The organism is Janthinobacterium sp. GL_088 (assembly GCF_057837845.1).
On record NZ_CM174453.1, the window covers coordinates 5,213,313 to 5,226,844 of the forward strand.

Here is a 13,532-nt window from a genome sequence, read left to right on the forward strand (position 1 = left end):
GCGGCGTTCCCGTCACATATCGGGCCAAAAATCAGGCCAAAAAGGCTTCCACCAGGCGCGCCAGTGCCGCCGGTTGGTCATGGTGCAGCATGTGGCCCGCATCGCGCATCATCTCGCAGCGCACATCCTTGATGCAGGCCAAACGCCGGTCGATTTCTATGCGCGCCTCTTCCTTGGGCCCCATCCATTGCCACATATTTGTATCGTCGGCTTCCACCCACAGCACGGGCGCCGTGATGCGGCGCCAGCACGCCATCACTTCTTCCACCTGGTACAGGATGGGATTGACCCGCTTGTGCTGAGGGTCGCCCATGATGTCCCACTCGCCCGCCTCGTTCTGCGCCGACCAGTGCTCGGCCAGGAAAGCCGCGCGCTCGTCCGGCAGACGCGGATTGGTCTTTTGCAGGCGCTCGGCCACGGCCTTTTGCGTGGGATAGCTGCGCATCGCGGGCGGCTCGCGCAATTCGGCTAGCCACTTGGCGTAACGGCCCGGCGCCTGCTCCGGTTTTGTTGCCATCATGCCGAAGCCTTCCAGGTTGATGAAGCGGCTGATGCGCTCGGGCCGCACGCCCGCGTACAGGCCGGCCACGTTGGCGCCCATGCTGTGGCCCAGCAGGTTGACAGGTGCGTCCGGCGAGTAATGCAGCAGCATGGCGTCCAGGTCCGCCAGGTAGTCGGGAAACCAGTAAGTGTCCGATTGCGTATAGTCGCTGAGGCCGAAGCCGCGCCAGTCGGGGGCAATCACATGCCAGTCGCCGGCAAGTTCGTCGACGACGAACTGGAATGAGGCGGCCACGTCCATCCAGCCATGCACCATGAACAGGATGGGCGCGCCGTCGCGGCCCCAGTGGCGCACATGCGTGCGGGCGCCGCGGACGTTGATGCATTCGGAACGGGAAAGTTTCATGGGTTTCATCGGATGCCTGCCTTGAAAGTGGCGCAGATGGCGCCACATGCTGTGTCTGTAGATAGGGTGCGCATAAAAGTACGACCGTTCGATAATTATACCGGATTAACGCCCGGCGTTCGGACTTGCCCTGCAACAGCGTAAAATAGCGCAAAACTTCCGCGTCCGGCCGTGCCCGGCGCTTCCACGACCGCCACAGGCTAACGATGACACTCTACCAATTGGGCGCCGATGCGCCACAGATTGATGCTTCCGCTTTTGTTGCCGACACGGCCAATGTGATCGGCAAGGTGACCTTGGAAGCGAATACGTCCGTATGGTTCGGCGCCACGATTCGCGGCGACAACGAACGCATCACCGTGGGCGCCAACAGCAATGTGCAGGAAGGCGCCGTGCTGCATACGGATCCGGGCTATCCGCTGGACATCGGCCAGAACGTCACCATTGGTCACCAGGCAATGTTGCATGGCTGCACCATCGACGATGGCGCCCTGATCGGCATCCAGGCCGTGATCCTGAATGGCGCGAAGATCGGCAAAAACTGCCTGGTCGGCGCGGGCGCGCTGGTCACGGAAGGCAAGGAATTTCCCGATAATATGCTGATCATCGGCTCACCGGCGAAAGCTGTGCGGGTCCTGACGGCAGACGATATCACCAGACTACAAGGCAACGCCGTGAACTATGTGCAACGCGGCCAGCTATTTAATACGCAACTCAAGAAGATTGGATAAGAGAATGACGACTGAAACCACGGGCGCGGTCAGCGCAGCCGTTAGCGGCCAGGATACCCTGCAAAAATTTATTTTCGACAACGCCGCCGTGCGCGGCCAGTTCATCGACGTCTCCGGCACCTGGCAGGAAGTGGTGTCGCGCCACGCCTACCCGACAGCCGTGAAAAAAGTACTGGGCGAAATGGTGGCTGCCGCCGCCCTGCTGTCGGCCAACCTGAAATTCAACGGCTCCATCATCATGCAAATCCATGGTGACGGTCCCGTGCGCCTGATGGTGGTCGAGTGCGACTCCGACCTGCGCCTGCGCGCCACGGCCAAGCTGGACCCGGACGCCACCATCCCCGACGTGGCCACCGTGCCGCAATTGCTCAATGCCACCGGCAAGGGCCGCTTCATCATCACCCTGGACCCGGCCGACAAGGTGCCGGGCCAGCAACCGTATCAGGGCATCGTGCCGCTGGACGGCGATGACATGGCGACCGTGATCGAAAACTACATGTTGCGCTCGGAACAGCTCGATACGCGTCTGTGGCTGGCCACGGACGACACCGTATCGCGCGGCCTGCTGCTGCAAAAGCTGCCCCACCATGGCGGCAAGGCCGAAGCGACGCCCGTGTCGGAAGAAGCGGCACTGGACACGTGGAACCGCGCCGTGATGCTGGCGTCGACCCTGAAAGAGGCGGAAATCCTGTCGACGGACATCGAGACCCTGATGCAGCGTTTGTTCTGGGAAGAAACGATCCGCGTCTTCGACCCGCTGCACCCGAGCTTCCATTGCAGTTGCACGCGTGAAAAAGTGGGCAATATGCTCAAGATGCTGGGCGAGGAAGAAGTCAACAGCACCCTGGACGAAGTGGGACAAGTGGGTGTCAATTGCGATTTCTGCGGCCAGCACTATGAATTCGACAAGGTCGATTGCGCGCAGCTGTTCATCACGGATGCGCCGGCGGAAGTTTTGATTCCACCCGCAGCCAGCATCAACTAAGCATTACAGTTTCGTAATGAATCTGCCGCGCCGCCCTTGAGGCGGCGCAATTGTTTCCACTGTCATCGTTCCGTCATCAGTTCGTCATCAGCCCGTCACGCGCCGCCGTTACGCTGCGCAGCTTGTATTCCTTCCAATACTTTCCACAGGCTGATGATGAACTCCCACTTGACGCTGGCCCTGCGCCGCCATTCCTTCCACGTTTTGCTGGGCGCTTGCGCCGCGGGCTTGAGCTTGCCAACCCTGGCGCAAACGGCCGTCGCCGCCGCCGTGGCCTCGGCCACTACCGACATGGCCGCAGCGGCCGCCCCGGCTGCCGACGACAATGCTCCGATGGCCACCGTGGAGATTTCCTCGCGCAAGACGCGCTCTTCCGTCGCCCTGAGCAAGAATGAAATCCAGAAAATCCTGCCCGGCACGAATCCCCTGAAAGCCCTGCAAACCCTGCCAGGCGTCAGCTTCCAGACGGCCGATCCATGGGGCAACAACGAGCAAAACCTGTCGCTGTTCGTGCATGGTTTTTCCGGCCAGCAACTCGGTTACACCATGGATGGCGTGCCGCTGGGCGACCAGCAATACGGCAACTACAACGGCCTGTCGCCGCAGCGCGCCGTCATCAGCGAAAACGTGCGCAGCGTCGTGCTGTCGTCGGGTGCGGGCGACCTGGCCACGGCCTCGACCAGCAACCTGGGCGGCACCATCGAAACCTATTCCAGCGACCCGCTGTCCACGCAGGGCGCCAGCGTGCAGCAAACCGTGGGCAGCCACCGCACTTCGCGCACGTTTGCCCGCTACGACACGGGCGCCTTCGGCGATGGCAGCAGCGCCTATTTTTCCATCCTGCACCATGAAGCGCGGGCCTGGGATTTCGATGCGCGCCAGGGCGGCGACCAGTTCAACGCCAAATATGTCAACCGCAGCGAAGCGGGCAAGCTGACCCTGTTCTTCAATTACTCGGACAAGATCGAGCCGAACGAAGACAGCACCGTGCACGTGGCCGGCGAAACGAGCGCGCCATACACGCGCCCCTTCCTGTACCCGGACTTCAAGGCGGCCCTGAATTACCTGTCGCCAACGGGCGCCACGCCTGCCGCGGACGGCAACAATTACCGCAATTACTACAGCGATGCGCAGCGCACCGATTACCTGGCATATGCCAAGTTCGACGCCAACCTGTCCGAAGGCATGACCTGGTCGAACCAGGTGTATTACCACAAGGATGACGGCGCGGGCGTGGTGGCCGGCCCCATCGGCGTGGCCGGCTTGCCGGGCCTGTTCAGCGTGTACTACCCGAAACAGAATTTGAAGGAAGTGTTCGGCAACTCCGGCTACGCCGTGCGCACGACGGAATACGACATCAAGCGCGGCGGCTTCATTTCCACCCTGCGCAAGGAAATCGGCAACCACCAGCTGGAAGCGGGCCTGTGGCTGGAACAGAACCGCTCGTCCGCCTACCGCCGCTGGTATGCGCTGGACGTCAACAACCCGACCTCGCCGTACGACCGCCCCAGCAATCCTTTGATCACGCAGTACGGCAGCGAGATCGACAACAAGGTGGTGCAGCTGCACTTGCAGGATGAATGGCGCATCCGCCCCGATATCGCCCTGCAAGCGGGCTTCAAGTCCAGCCTGCAATTCGCCGATGGCCAGTTCCCCGTGCAGCCGGCCAAGGGCGCCATTTCCGGCGGTTCGACGGCCTTGCCGGTCGGCACCATCAACACGAAAAAATGGTTCTTGCCGCAAGTGGGCGCGCGCTGGGATTTCACGCCGCAAGACCAGCTGTACTTCAATATCCAGAAAAACATGCGCCAGTTCGTCACCTATGGCGGTGGCGGCGCCTCGCCGTGGAGCTTGTCGAGCCAGGCCGCGTTCGACCTGTTCAAGCGCGACGCCAAGCCGGAAACGGCCCTCACCTATGAAGTGGGCGTGCGCGGCAGCCACGCCTTGAACCTGGGCGCCATCACGGCCATCGATGGCCAGGTCAATGTGTACCACGTCGATTTCAGCAACCGCTTGCTGCAGATCAGCCCAACCCCCGTGATTTCCTCCATCATTGGCGGCAACCCCGTGCTGGCCAACGTGGGCAGCGTGCGCACGGACGGCATCGATATCGCGGGTACTGTGCACTTCGGCAACAATTTCTCGTTCTACAATGCCCTGTCGTACAACCGCTCGCAGTATGCGGACAATTACAATAATGGCGCCGCGCTGGTGCTGACAGCGGGCAAGAACGTGCCCGGCTCGCCGGAGTGGCTGAACAAGTTTGTTGCTTCGGCTACCTTTGGCGATATCGAAGTGCAGCTGACGGGAGACTATGTGGGCAAGCGCTACGCGACGTACACCAACGATCTGTCCGTCCCCAGCTATTTCCTGATGGGCCTGGGCGTGTCGGGCAAGCTGCCGGCCATGGCCAGCTGGTTGAAAAACCCGCGCTGGAGAGTGAACGTCAGCAACCTGGCCAACCGCGAAGGCTCGCTGAACGTGGTGGTCGGCGCGGCCGACAAGACATACAACACCTTCCCGATCGCCCCACGCCAGGGCTTCCTCACCTTGACGGCGGATTTCTGATGCGCACGCCGCATATCGCCCCTGTGCTGCCCCAGCGTCACTTTTCGCGCCGCAGCTTCGTCCAGGCGGCCGTGGGCGGACTGGCCCTGGCCGCCGCGCCCGGCTTTGCGGCCGGCCTGCTGGAGACAAAACCTGCCCGTCCGCTCGTATTCGCCCACCGCGGCGCCAGCGCCCTGCGTCCCGAGCATACCTTGGCGTCCTATGCCAAGGCCATCCTCGACGGCGCCGACTACGTCGAGCCGGATCTGGTCGCCACGCGCGACGGCATCCTCGTGGCGCGCCACGAAAGCAATCTGATCGACACCACCGACGTGGCGCGCCGGCCCGAGTTCGCCAGCCGGCGCGGCAAGAAGCTGGTCGACGGCGAATGGCACGAAGGCTGGTTCGTCGACGACTTCACCCTGGCGGAATTGAAAACCCTGCGCGCCATCGAACGGCTGCCGAAAGTACGTACCGGCAACACCTTGTACGATGGACAATTCCAGATCCCGACCTGGGAAGAAATCATCGATTTTGTTGCAGCGCAATCTGCCGCCAGCGGACGCATCATCGGCCTCGTGCCCGAGCTGAAAAGCTCGACCTACTTCCGCGATGCGAACCTGGCGCTGGAAGACCGTTTCCTGTCGACCCTGCTCGCGCACGAGTACACGCGCCGCGCGCCGATCGAAATCCAGTCCTTCGAAGTGGCAAATTTGAAATACCTGCGCGAGAAACTGGGACGGCGCGCCAACGTGCGCCTGATGCAGCTGGTGGTGGGTGGCGATGTGCGCCCGATGGACGTGGCCAAGGCAGGCGGCAAGCTGACGTTCGGGCAGATGACGACGCCAGCCGGCCTGCGCGACATCGCCGCCTACGCGGACGTGGTGGCGCCGCCCACGCGGGGCGTCATCGCGCTGGGCGCCGATCAGCGCCTGGCCAAGCCCTCGTCCATCGTCGACGATGCGCACCAGGCAGGCTTGCTGCTGCACACGTGGACCTTCCGCCCGGAAAACCGTTTCCTGGCGGCCGACTTCCGCGATGGCAATGGAGAAAATGCGCGCAACGAGGCCGGTTCCGTGGCGGAAATGCGGCGTTACATCGAGACGGGACTCGACGGTTTTTTCAGCGACGATCCGGGTTTGGGACGCATCGCCGCAGGATAAACCGCAGGATAAACATTTAGTAACAAATTCATTTTCAGGGCGTGGCCGATGGCTACGCCCTTATTATTCGTTTCTTGAATTTCTGAAATTGGAATTTGAAATTGGACGCATATCGCAAACTCCATTATTGTGCAATGCAACAACAGACCATTCATGGAGGGCATATGTCCACTTTTACCAACACCTACAGCAACGACAACGACAACTACTTCAGCAACCTGGGCCGCGCCACGCGCGCCTTCCTCGGCGCCCTGCTCGCTTCCAAGCCGTACAGCGAACTGGCACAGAAGGAAGTCATCGCCAGCACGACGACCAGTACCGATGACGCGCGCTATGTGCGCCCAAGCAAGCGCGACATCGCCCTGCTGAACTCGGAAGCGGCCCGTTACGAAAACCTGATGCCGAACTTGGCTTCGGAACTGCGCTTCCTGGCCTCGCGCGGCTAAAAAATGCCCAGGGCGGCGTTGCCTGCGCCTCGCCGTACGTTCGTACTGTCTTCGGCTTGGCGCCTGGCCCTGGACGTTTTTTAAGCCAACCAAATAAATACTGACAAGGATTTTTATATGATATTTCTCGAAACCGCACTGATCGCTGTTGCCATCGTGGTCACCAGCATCCATTTTTACCTGATCACGACCGGCAAGGCCCGTTTCTGATCAGCAAGCAGCAAGGCAGCAGCACGCCGCGCCGTGCGGCCAGTCGTGCGTAGCAGTACAAGGTAACAAGGTAGTCATGTGACAGGTCAGCCTGGCAATCGGTCCAGGCTGGCAAGCGGGAAGTCGTACTATCTTAGTGTGGCGCAGCGGCGTCCACCGGCGTTTCCAGCAGTGGCGGGGTTTGTCCCTTGCGCACGATCTGCACGAAAATCTCATTCTGTTTGACCATGCCCAGCTCATAGCGGGCACGCTCTTCGACGGCGCCCGTCCCATCTTTCAGGTCGCGCACTTCGGATTCGAGCTTGGCGTTGCGCGCCTTCAATTCCATATTCTTCTTATTGGCCACCGCCACTTGGGATTCCATGTCGGCAACACGCAGCCAGCCGCCTTTACCCAGCCAGAGGGGAAATTGAATCAACAGCAGCAGGGCTGCCAGGGCGAGCGTAATCAGGCGCATGGGGCATTCAGTTAAAAAACCGGCCGGAACATTTCCGGCCGGCCAGTGGGTTTTACATCAGCTTACTTCAGATTATAGAACGCATCGCGGCCAGGGTAGCTGGCGATGTCGCCCAGGTCTTCCTCGATACGCAGCAACTGGTTGTACTTGGCCATGCGGTCCGAACGCGACATCGAGCCGGTCTTGATCTGCAGGGCGTTCGTGGCAACGGCGATATCGGCGATGGTCGAGTCTTCCGTTTCGCCCGAGCGGTGCGAAATGACGGCCGTGTAGCCGGCGCGCTTGGCCATTTCGATGGCGGCGAAGGTTTCCGTCAGGGTACCGATCTGGTTGATCTTGATCAGGATCGAGTTGGCGATGCCTTTCGAGATGCCTTCTTTCAGGATCTTGGTGTTGGTGACATACAGGTCGTCGCCGACCAGTTGCACTTTCTTGCCCAGTTCCGCCGTCAGGATCGCCCAGCCGTCCCAGTCGCCTTCATGCATCGCGTCTTCGATCGAGATGATCGGGTACTTGTCGCACCAGGTCGCCAGCAGGTTGGTGAACTCGGTAGCGGTCAGACTCAGGCCTTCGCCTTCCATTTCGTACTTGCCATTCTTGTAGAACTCGGACGCGGCGCAATCGAGGCCGATGGCGATCTGCGTGCCTGGCTCGTAGCCCGCTTCTTCGATAGCCTGGATGATCAGCTTGATGGCTTCTTCATGGTTGGCCAAGGATGGCGCGAAACCGCCTTCGTCGCCCACGTTGGTGTTCAGGCCCTTCTTGTGCAGGATCTTTTTCAGCGTGTGGAACACTTCCGCGCCGTAGCGGACAGCTTCCTTGAACGACGGGGCGCCCACGGGAATGATCATGAATTCCTGGATGTCCAGGTTGTTGTCGGCGTGTGCGCCGCCGTTGATGACGTTCATCATCGGCACTGGCATCTGCATGGCGCCCGAACCGCCGAAATAGCGGTACAGCGGCAAGCCCGCTTCTTCGGCGGCAGCCTTGGCAACGGCCATCGAGACGGCCAGGATGGCGTTGGCGCCCAGGCGCGATTTGTTTTCCGTGCCGTCCAGGTCGATCAGGGTACGGTCCAGGAAAGCCTGTTCATTGGCGTCCAGGCCCATGATGGCTTCGGAGATTTCGGTATTGATGTTTTCGCATGCTTGCAACACGCCCTTGCCGAAGTAGCGCTTGGCGTCGCCATCGCGCAATTCCACGGCTTCGCGCGAACCGGTCGAGGCACCCGACGGCACGGCCGCACGGCCCATCACGCCCGATTCCAGCAACACATCGCATTCGACGGTCGGGTTACCGCGCGAGTCCAGGATTTCGCGACCGATAATATCAACAATAGCACTCATGTCATTCTCCAAAGTTAAGCTTAACAGGGGGCTGCACACTGCGTTCTGATGCGCAATTGCACAAAGGGGGCAAAGAAACTCCCGGCGGGAACGATCTGGCCGGGAGCTGTCTTACGGGTAATACTGTACCGATCGACCGCGTTATTGCGCAGCGGCGTTGGCTTCTTTGTGCGCCAGCGCTGCCTTGATGAACGAGGTAAACAACGGATGGCCGGTGCGTGGCGTCGACTTGAACTCAGGATGGTATTGCACGCCCATATACCATGGGTGGGAATTTTCACCCGTGCGTGGCAATTCCATGATTTCGCACAAATCTTCGCTCGGCGTGCGGGCCGACACGATCAGGCCAGCCGTTTCGACACGGGCCAGGTAGTGATTATTGGCTTCGTAGCGATGACGGTGACGCTCGGTCACCACGCTGCCGTAGATCTCGGCGGCGAGGGTGCCCGGATTGACGGCGCAGGTCTGCGCGCCCAGGCGCATGGTACCGCCCAGGTCCGAGTTTTCATCGCGCAACTCGACTTTACCATCGTGGTTTTGCCACTCATTGATCAGTGCAACGACAGGTTGATCCGTATCAAGGTCGAACTCGGTCGAATTCGCGTTCGGCATGCCTGCCTTGTTGCGCGCGTATTCGATCAGGGCCACTTGCATGCCCAGGCAGATGCCCAGGTAAGGGATCTTGTTTTCACGGGCGAACTGGGCGGCCTTGATCTTGCCTTCCACGCCGCGCTTGCCGAAGCCGCCCGGTACCAGGATGGCATCGTACTTGGCCAGGTTGTCGCAACCGGTCGTTTCGATTTCTTCCGAATCGATGTACTCGATGTTGACGCGGCTTTCCGTGTGGATGCCGGCGTGGCGCAGCGCTTCGATCAGCGACTTGTACGACTCGGTCAGCTCGACATACTTGCCGACCATGCCGACGGTCACTTCCGCCTTCGGATGCTCCATCGTGTAGATCAGCTTGCTCCAGATCGACAGGTCGGCCGGTGCCGGATCGAGGTCCAGCGCGTCGCAGATGATCTTGTCGAGGCCCTGGTCGTGCAGCATTTGTGGCACTTTGTAGATGGTGTCGACGTCCCACACGGAAATGACGGCGTCTTCCTCGATGTTCGAGAACAGCGAGATTTTCGCGCGTTCGTCTTCCGGGATGGCGCGGTCAGCGCGGCACAGCAGCGCATTCGGCAAGATGCCGATTTCGCGCAGCTTTTGCACCGAGTGCTGGGTCGGCTTGGTTTTCAGTTCACCGGCCGAGGCGATGTAAGGCACCAGGGTCAGGTGGACGAAAGCCGTGTTCTTGCGGCCGGCGCGCAGGCTCAGCTGACGTGCCGCTTCCAGGAAGGGCAAGGATTCGATATCGCCGACGGTGCCGCCGATTTCGCACAGGGCCACGTCGTAGCCTTCGGCGCCACGGCGGATGTAATCCTGGATTTCATTGGTGATATGCGGAATCACCTGCACGGTCTTGCCCAGATATTCGCCCCGGCGTTCCTTGCGGATCACCGATTCATAGATCTGGCCAGTGGTGAAGTTATTCACCTTTTTCATGCGGGTGGAAATGAAGCGCTCGTAGTGACCGAGGTCGAGGTCGGTTTCGGCCCCGTCATCGGTGACGAATACTTCACCGTGTTGCATAGGGCTCATCGTGCCAGGATCGACGTTGATATACGGGTCGAGCTTGAGCATGGTGACTTTAAGGCCGCGCGATTCGAGGATCGCGGCGAGGGAGGCGGCGGCAATCCCTTTTCCAAGGGAAGACACAACGCCACCAGTGACGAAGACAAATTTGGTCATTGCAGATGGTGCCGAACGGCACGTGCGGGAAATTGAAATTATACACTAAAGCCCGCCTGCGTCGCTCCCCGCGCACGGAAATTTGCGGCAAATACCGACTATCCCTCCCCCTCCTGCTGTCTACACACAACAAAATTGCGTAGTGGCAATAATTGAAATATTTCCAATTCCATATATTGTGTGGGAGAGCGAACAGACCCTGCCGCGCCCTGGCGGCAGACTGGCATTTTCAACAGGAGGTCCATCATGAGCTACGAAGAACGCGACGCCTACGGCATGTATGTCAACCGCGGCCACAAAGGTCCCGGCCCCGAACTGATGGGTGCCGACACCCTGATCGGCGACCATGTGCACAACGCCAAGGATGAACATCTGGGCGAAATCAAGGAAATCATGATCGACATGCGCAGCGGCAAGATCGCCTATGCCGTCATGTCGCACGGCGGTGTCTTCACCATCGGCGAAAAGCTGTTCGCCGTGCCCTGGGAAGCGCTGCTGCTCGACACCGTCAACAAGCGCTTCACCCTCAACGTCGACAAGGAGCGCATCGAAAATGCGCCCGGCTTCGATACGGATAACTGGCCGAACATGGCCGATACCACGTGGGCCCAGTCCATCCATAGTTACTACGGAACGACACCACGCGAGTATTAATCAAGCCAAAGCGCGGGGCTGGGGTCTGCTTTAAAAGCGGTACTCCAGCCCAGCCACATACGTCCTGCCCCGCGCCGTGCTCAGCGGCGTGTTTTCCTGCGACTGCGACGGCATCGAGTTCAAACGGTTCAGCGCTTCCGAGAAATCCTTGTTCATGGCGTTTTGCACGGACAGGCGCAGGAACAGATTTTTCGTCACCTGCCAGCTCGCATACAAGTCGATCACAGCCGGGATCTTCGGATTCTCGGCCTTGAGCACTTCGCCCGTCGCTTCATCGGCTTCATTGTCCGGCGACAGGCGGCGGTTCGAACCCGTGTGCTTGAGGATGGCACCCACTTCCAGCTTGTTATCCAGCAGGCGCGTGCCCACGTCGAGGTTGTAATACACGCTGGGCAGCTCGCTGATGTCGGCCGCGCCAAACCAGGCGCTGGCGATTGACGTGGGCTGGCGCGTCGTTTCACGCGTGTACGACAGGCGCGCATAGGCCGGCCCCAGATGATATTGCGCTTCCAGTTCCCATCCGCGCGAGTACACGGGCGTGGCCGAGTTGATGTAGATATACATATTGGTCATGTAGTCATCCACATTCTGCCAGTCATTGGCCAGCACTTCCGCGATATTGCACTTGCGGCCGCGGTCGCACACGAGGAAGGACTGGCTGGTGATATAGCCGTCGATCTTGCTCTTGAAATACAGGGCCTTGAAGTTCAGCACATCATTCTTGCTCAGCAAACCATGCAGGCTGGAATTGAAACCCAGCTGATAGGTGCTGGCCCGCTCGCCCTTCAGGAAAGGATTCATCGAGGCCCCGCCGTCATTCGAGAAAAACACTTCCTGCGGATTCGGCCCGCGCATGGTGCGCTCGGCGCTGGCAAACGGCTGGAACCACGGCGTCACTTGCGCGGAAACGAGCAGCGAAGGATTGATGCCATGCTCCTTGAGCGCAATATTGCTCGCCCCTTGCGGGAAACACTGCACGCGCGGGTCGCAGGCGGGCTTGTAGCCGGTCAAATCAAAGTGCGTGTAATTGAGGCCCGCATTGACCTGCACAATCCCACGGTTGTATTGCAGGCCCGCATACAGGCTGTTGATCTTTTGCACGCCCTCGGGGCCAAACGTATTGTTTTCAATCGATTGCTGGTTCGCGTCCGGATTGTCCGGATCGTCGACGAGGCTTTCCACGTGCTTGCTGTATTTATTGCGCATCAGCTTGCCGCCTATGGTCACCAGCGCATCGCCGCCCGCCAGCCTGAAGCTGCTGGTGTTGTTGATGTCGACAGCGTCGGCGCGGTTGGCCGCATTCGTGTTGATGAAATTGGTCAGCGCCTCGGGCATGTATTTCTGGTTGCCGCGGCTGCTGCTGGCCACCACATTGAGGTCGATCAATTCCGAAAACGGCGTGTAGTGATATTTTACGTAGTAGTCATTGCTGCGGATGTCGCGGCGCGTAAACGTGCTGCGGTAATCGCGCGCCGACAGTTCCAGCGCATGGAAGTCGCTCAACTTGAGGTCCAGCTTCAGCAGCTGCGACTTGGGTTTCTGTTTGTAATAGCGGTTGTAGCCGAAACCGAATTCCTCGCTGTTGACGCCCTTGGCATTCTTGTAGTTGTTGCCGATCACGCTAGCGCTGGTGGCAGCCATGAAGCCTACGCTGCCGCCATCGAAGGCGGGGTTTTTCATGGCCATGGCCAGCATGGCGCTGCGTCCCACGCCATTATTCCCGCTCCACATCTTCGTGCGCGCCCCCGTTTTTTCACCGGCGAAGACGACGTCATCGACGCCGATGGTGCGGAAATTGGCGCTGCCGGCCAGCGCATTGACGCCGTCGCCACCGACGACATTGCCGCGCGACACATCCACGCCTATGATGAAATTCGGGTCGATCAGGGCGCCGAACTGGCTGCTGGGCACGCCGCCGTGGGACACGGACGACGGCGCGCTGCCATAGTAATTCTGGCTCACGCCATCGACCATCATGTTGACACGCCCCAGGCCCGACAGGCCGCGGATGTTGACGCTGACGGCGCCCTGCGCCGGGTCGATCTGGGTAAACGTGCCCGGCATGCTGCGCACGATCTGGTCCACGGGCTGCAAGCGCGTATCGGCCCCGCGCGCGCTGACGGCGCCCGGTTTTTCCAGCGCCTGCTGTTCCGCCGGGACAGTTTCACCCGATACATTCAACGGCGAAAATTCTACCTTGCCGCTGTCTTGCGCTTGTTGCGCCCATGCCTGCTGCGCGAGCAAGGCCATGCAGATGCCCACGGCCTGCGTCATTGTCTTGATATGCATACA

At 60.2% G+C, this 13,532-nt stretch carries 11 protein-coding genes; 6 read left to right on the forward strand and 5 right to left on the reverse strand.

The window, feature by feature from the left end; genetic code table 11:
- Positions 1-31 precede the first annotated feature (31 nt).
- Positions 32-907, reverse strand: a complete 876-nt coding sequence (locus AC3IQ7_RS23215) for an alpha/beta fold hydrolase (protein ID WP_489207433.1) — start codon at positions 905-907, stop codon at positions 32-34.
- A 206-nt stretch (positions 908-1,113) separates the two neighbouring features.
- Between AC3IQ7_RS23215 and AC3IQ7_RS23220 the strand changes: the two genes are divergently transcribed.
- The 5 genes from AC3IQ7_RS23220 to AC3IQ7_RS23240 all read left to right on the forward strand — a co-directional run bounded on the left by AC3IQ7_RS23220 (position 1,114) and on the right by AC3IQ7_RS23240 (position 6,779).
- On the forward strand, positions 1,114-1,638 hold the full coding sequence (locus AC3IQ7_RS23220; protein WP_099379090.1) for a gamma carbonic anhydrase family protein: 525 nt from the start codon (positions 1,114-1,116) through the stop codon (positions 1,636-1,638).
- Positions 1,639-1,642: 4 nt separating this feature from the next.
- The gene (hslO, locus tag AC3IQ7_RS23225) at positions 1,643-2,623 is read left to right on the forward strand and encodes an Hsp33 family molecular chaperone HslO (protein ID WP_099379089.1); all 981 of its coding nucleotides are present in this window, start codon (positions 1,643-1,645) and stop codon (positions 2,621-2,623) included.
- Positions 2,624-2,776: 153 nt separating this feature from the next.
- Positions 2,777-5,191 carry a TonB-dependent receptor gene (locus AC3IQ7_RS23230; RefSeq protein WP_322428397.1) on the forward strand — a complete coding sequence of 805 codons (2,415 nt, stop codon included), beginning with the start codon at positions 2,777-2,779 and terminating at the stop codon, positions 5,189-5,191.
- Entirely contained in the window at positions 5,191-6,333 is a 1,143-nt protein-coding gene (locus AC3IQ7_RS23235; protein ID WP_489207434.1) for a glycerophosphodiester phosphodiesterase, read from the forward strand. Before AC3IQ7_RS23230 ends, AC3IQ7_RS23235 begins: the two co-directional genes overlap by 1 nt.
- 164 nt (positions 6,334-6,497) lie before the next feature.
- Positions 6,498-6,779: a hypothetical protein gene (locus AC3IQ7_RS23240; protein WP_489207435.1), complete on the forward strand. Its 282-nt coding sequence runs from the start codon at positions 6,498-6,500 to the stop codon at positions 6,777-6,779.
- Between the two features lie 343 nt (positions 6,780-7,122).
- Here AC3IQ7_RS23240 and ftsB read toward each other — a convergent pair whose 3' ends face one another.
- The 3 genes from ftsB to pyrG form a co-directional block, all read right to left on the reverse strand.
- A complete protein-coding gene (ftsB, locus tag AC3IQ7_RS23245) occupies positions 7,123-7,446 on the reverse strand; it encodes a cell division protein FtsB (protein WP_099379085.1) in 324 nt (107 codons plus the stop codon).
- A gap of 62 nt (positions 7,447-7,508) precedes the next feature.
- Entirely contained in the window at positions 7,509-8,792 is a 1,284-nt protein-coding gene (gene eno, locus AC3IQ7_RS23250; RefSeq protein ID WP_034750709.1) for a phosphopyruvate hydratase, read from the reverse strand.
- Positions 8,793-8,933: 141 nt separating this feature from the next.
- Positions 8,934-10,586 carry a CTP synthase gene (gene pyrG / locus AC3IQ7_RS23255; protein ID WP_099379084.1) on the reverse strand — a complete coding sequence of 551 codons (1,653 nt, stop codon included), beginning with the start codon at positions 10,584-10,586 and terminating at the stop codon, positions 8,934-8,936.
- 246 nt (positions 10,587-10,832) lie between these two features.
- Between pyrG and AC3IQ7_RS23260 the strand changes: the two genes are divergently transcribed.
- Entirely contained in the window at positions 10,833-11,240 is a 408-nt protein-coding gene (locus tag AC3IQ7_RS23260; protein ID WP_071075939.1) for a PRC-barrel domain-containing protein, read from the forward strand.
- 30 nt (positions 11,241-11,270) lie between these two features.
- On the opposite strand, the gene AC3IQ7_RS23265 is transcribed toward AC3IQ7_RS23260, so the two are convergent.
- Positions 11,271-13,529 (reverse strand): TonB-dependent receptor domain-containing protein, encoded by a 2,259-nt coding sequence (locus AC3IQ7_RS23265; RefSeq protein WP_489207436.1) that lies wholly within the window; start codon positions 13,527-13,529, stop codon positions 11,271-11,273.
- Between the last annotated feature and the right edge of the window lie 3 nt (positions 13,530-13,532).

Coding starts and splice junctions, on each gene's coding strand:
- ftsB (WP_099379085.1), bottom strand. CDS start 7,446: ATGCGCCTGATTACGCTCGCCCTGGCAGCCCTGCTGCTGTTGATTCAA.
- eno (WP_034750709.1), bottom strand. CDS start 8,792: ATGAGTGCTATTGTTGATATTATCGGTCGCGAAATCCTGGACTCGCGC.
- AC3IQ7_RS23240 (WP_489207435.1), top strand. CDS start 6,498: ATGTCCACTTTTACCAACACCTACAGCAACGACAACGACAACTACTTC.
- pyrG (WP_099379084.1), bottom strand. CDS start 10,586: ATGACCAAATTTGTCTTCGTCACTGGTGGCGTTGTGTCTTCCCTTGGA.
- AC3IQ7_RS23235 (WP_489207434.1), top strand. CDS start 5,191: ATGCGCACGCCGCATATCGCCCCTGTGCTGCCCCAGCGTCACTTTTCG.
- AC3IQ7_RS23230 (WP_322428397.1), top strand. CDS start 2,777: ATGATGAACTCCCACTTGACGCTGGCCCTGCGCCGCCATTCCTTCCAC.
- AC3IQ7_RS23265 (WP_489207436.1), bottom strand. CDS start 13,529: ATGCATATCAAGACAATGACGCAGGCCGTGGGCATCTGCATGGCCTTG.
- AC3IQ7_RS23215 (WP_489207433.1), bottom strand. CDS start 907: ATGAAACTTTCCCGTTCCGAATGCATCAACGTCCGCGGCGCCCGCACG.
- hslO (WP_099379089.1), top strand. CDS start 1,643: ATGACGACTGAAACCACGGGCGCGGTCAGCGCAGCCGTTAGCGGCCAG.
- AC3IQ7_RS23220 (WP_099379090.1), top strand. CDS start 1,114: ATGACACTCTACCAATTGGGCGCCGATGCGCCACAGATTGATGCTTCC.
- AC3IQ7_RS23260 (WP_071075939.1), top strand. CDS start 10,833: ATGAGCTACGAAGAACGCGACGCCTACGGCATGTATGTCAACCGCGGC.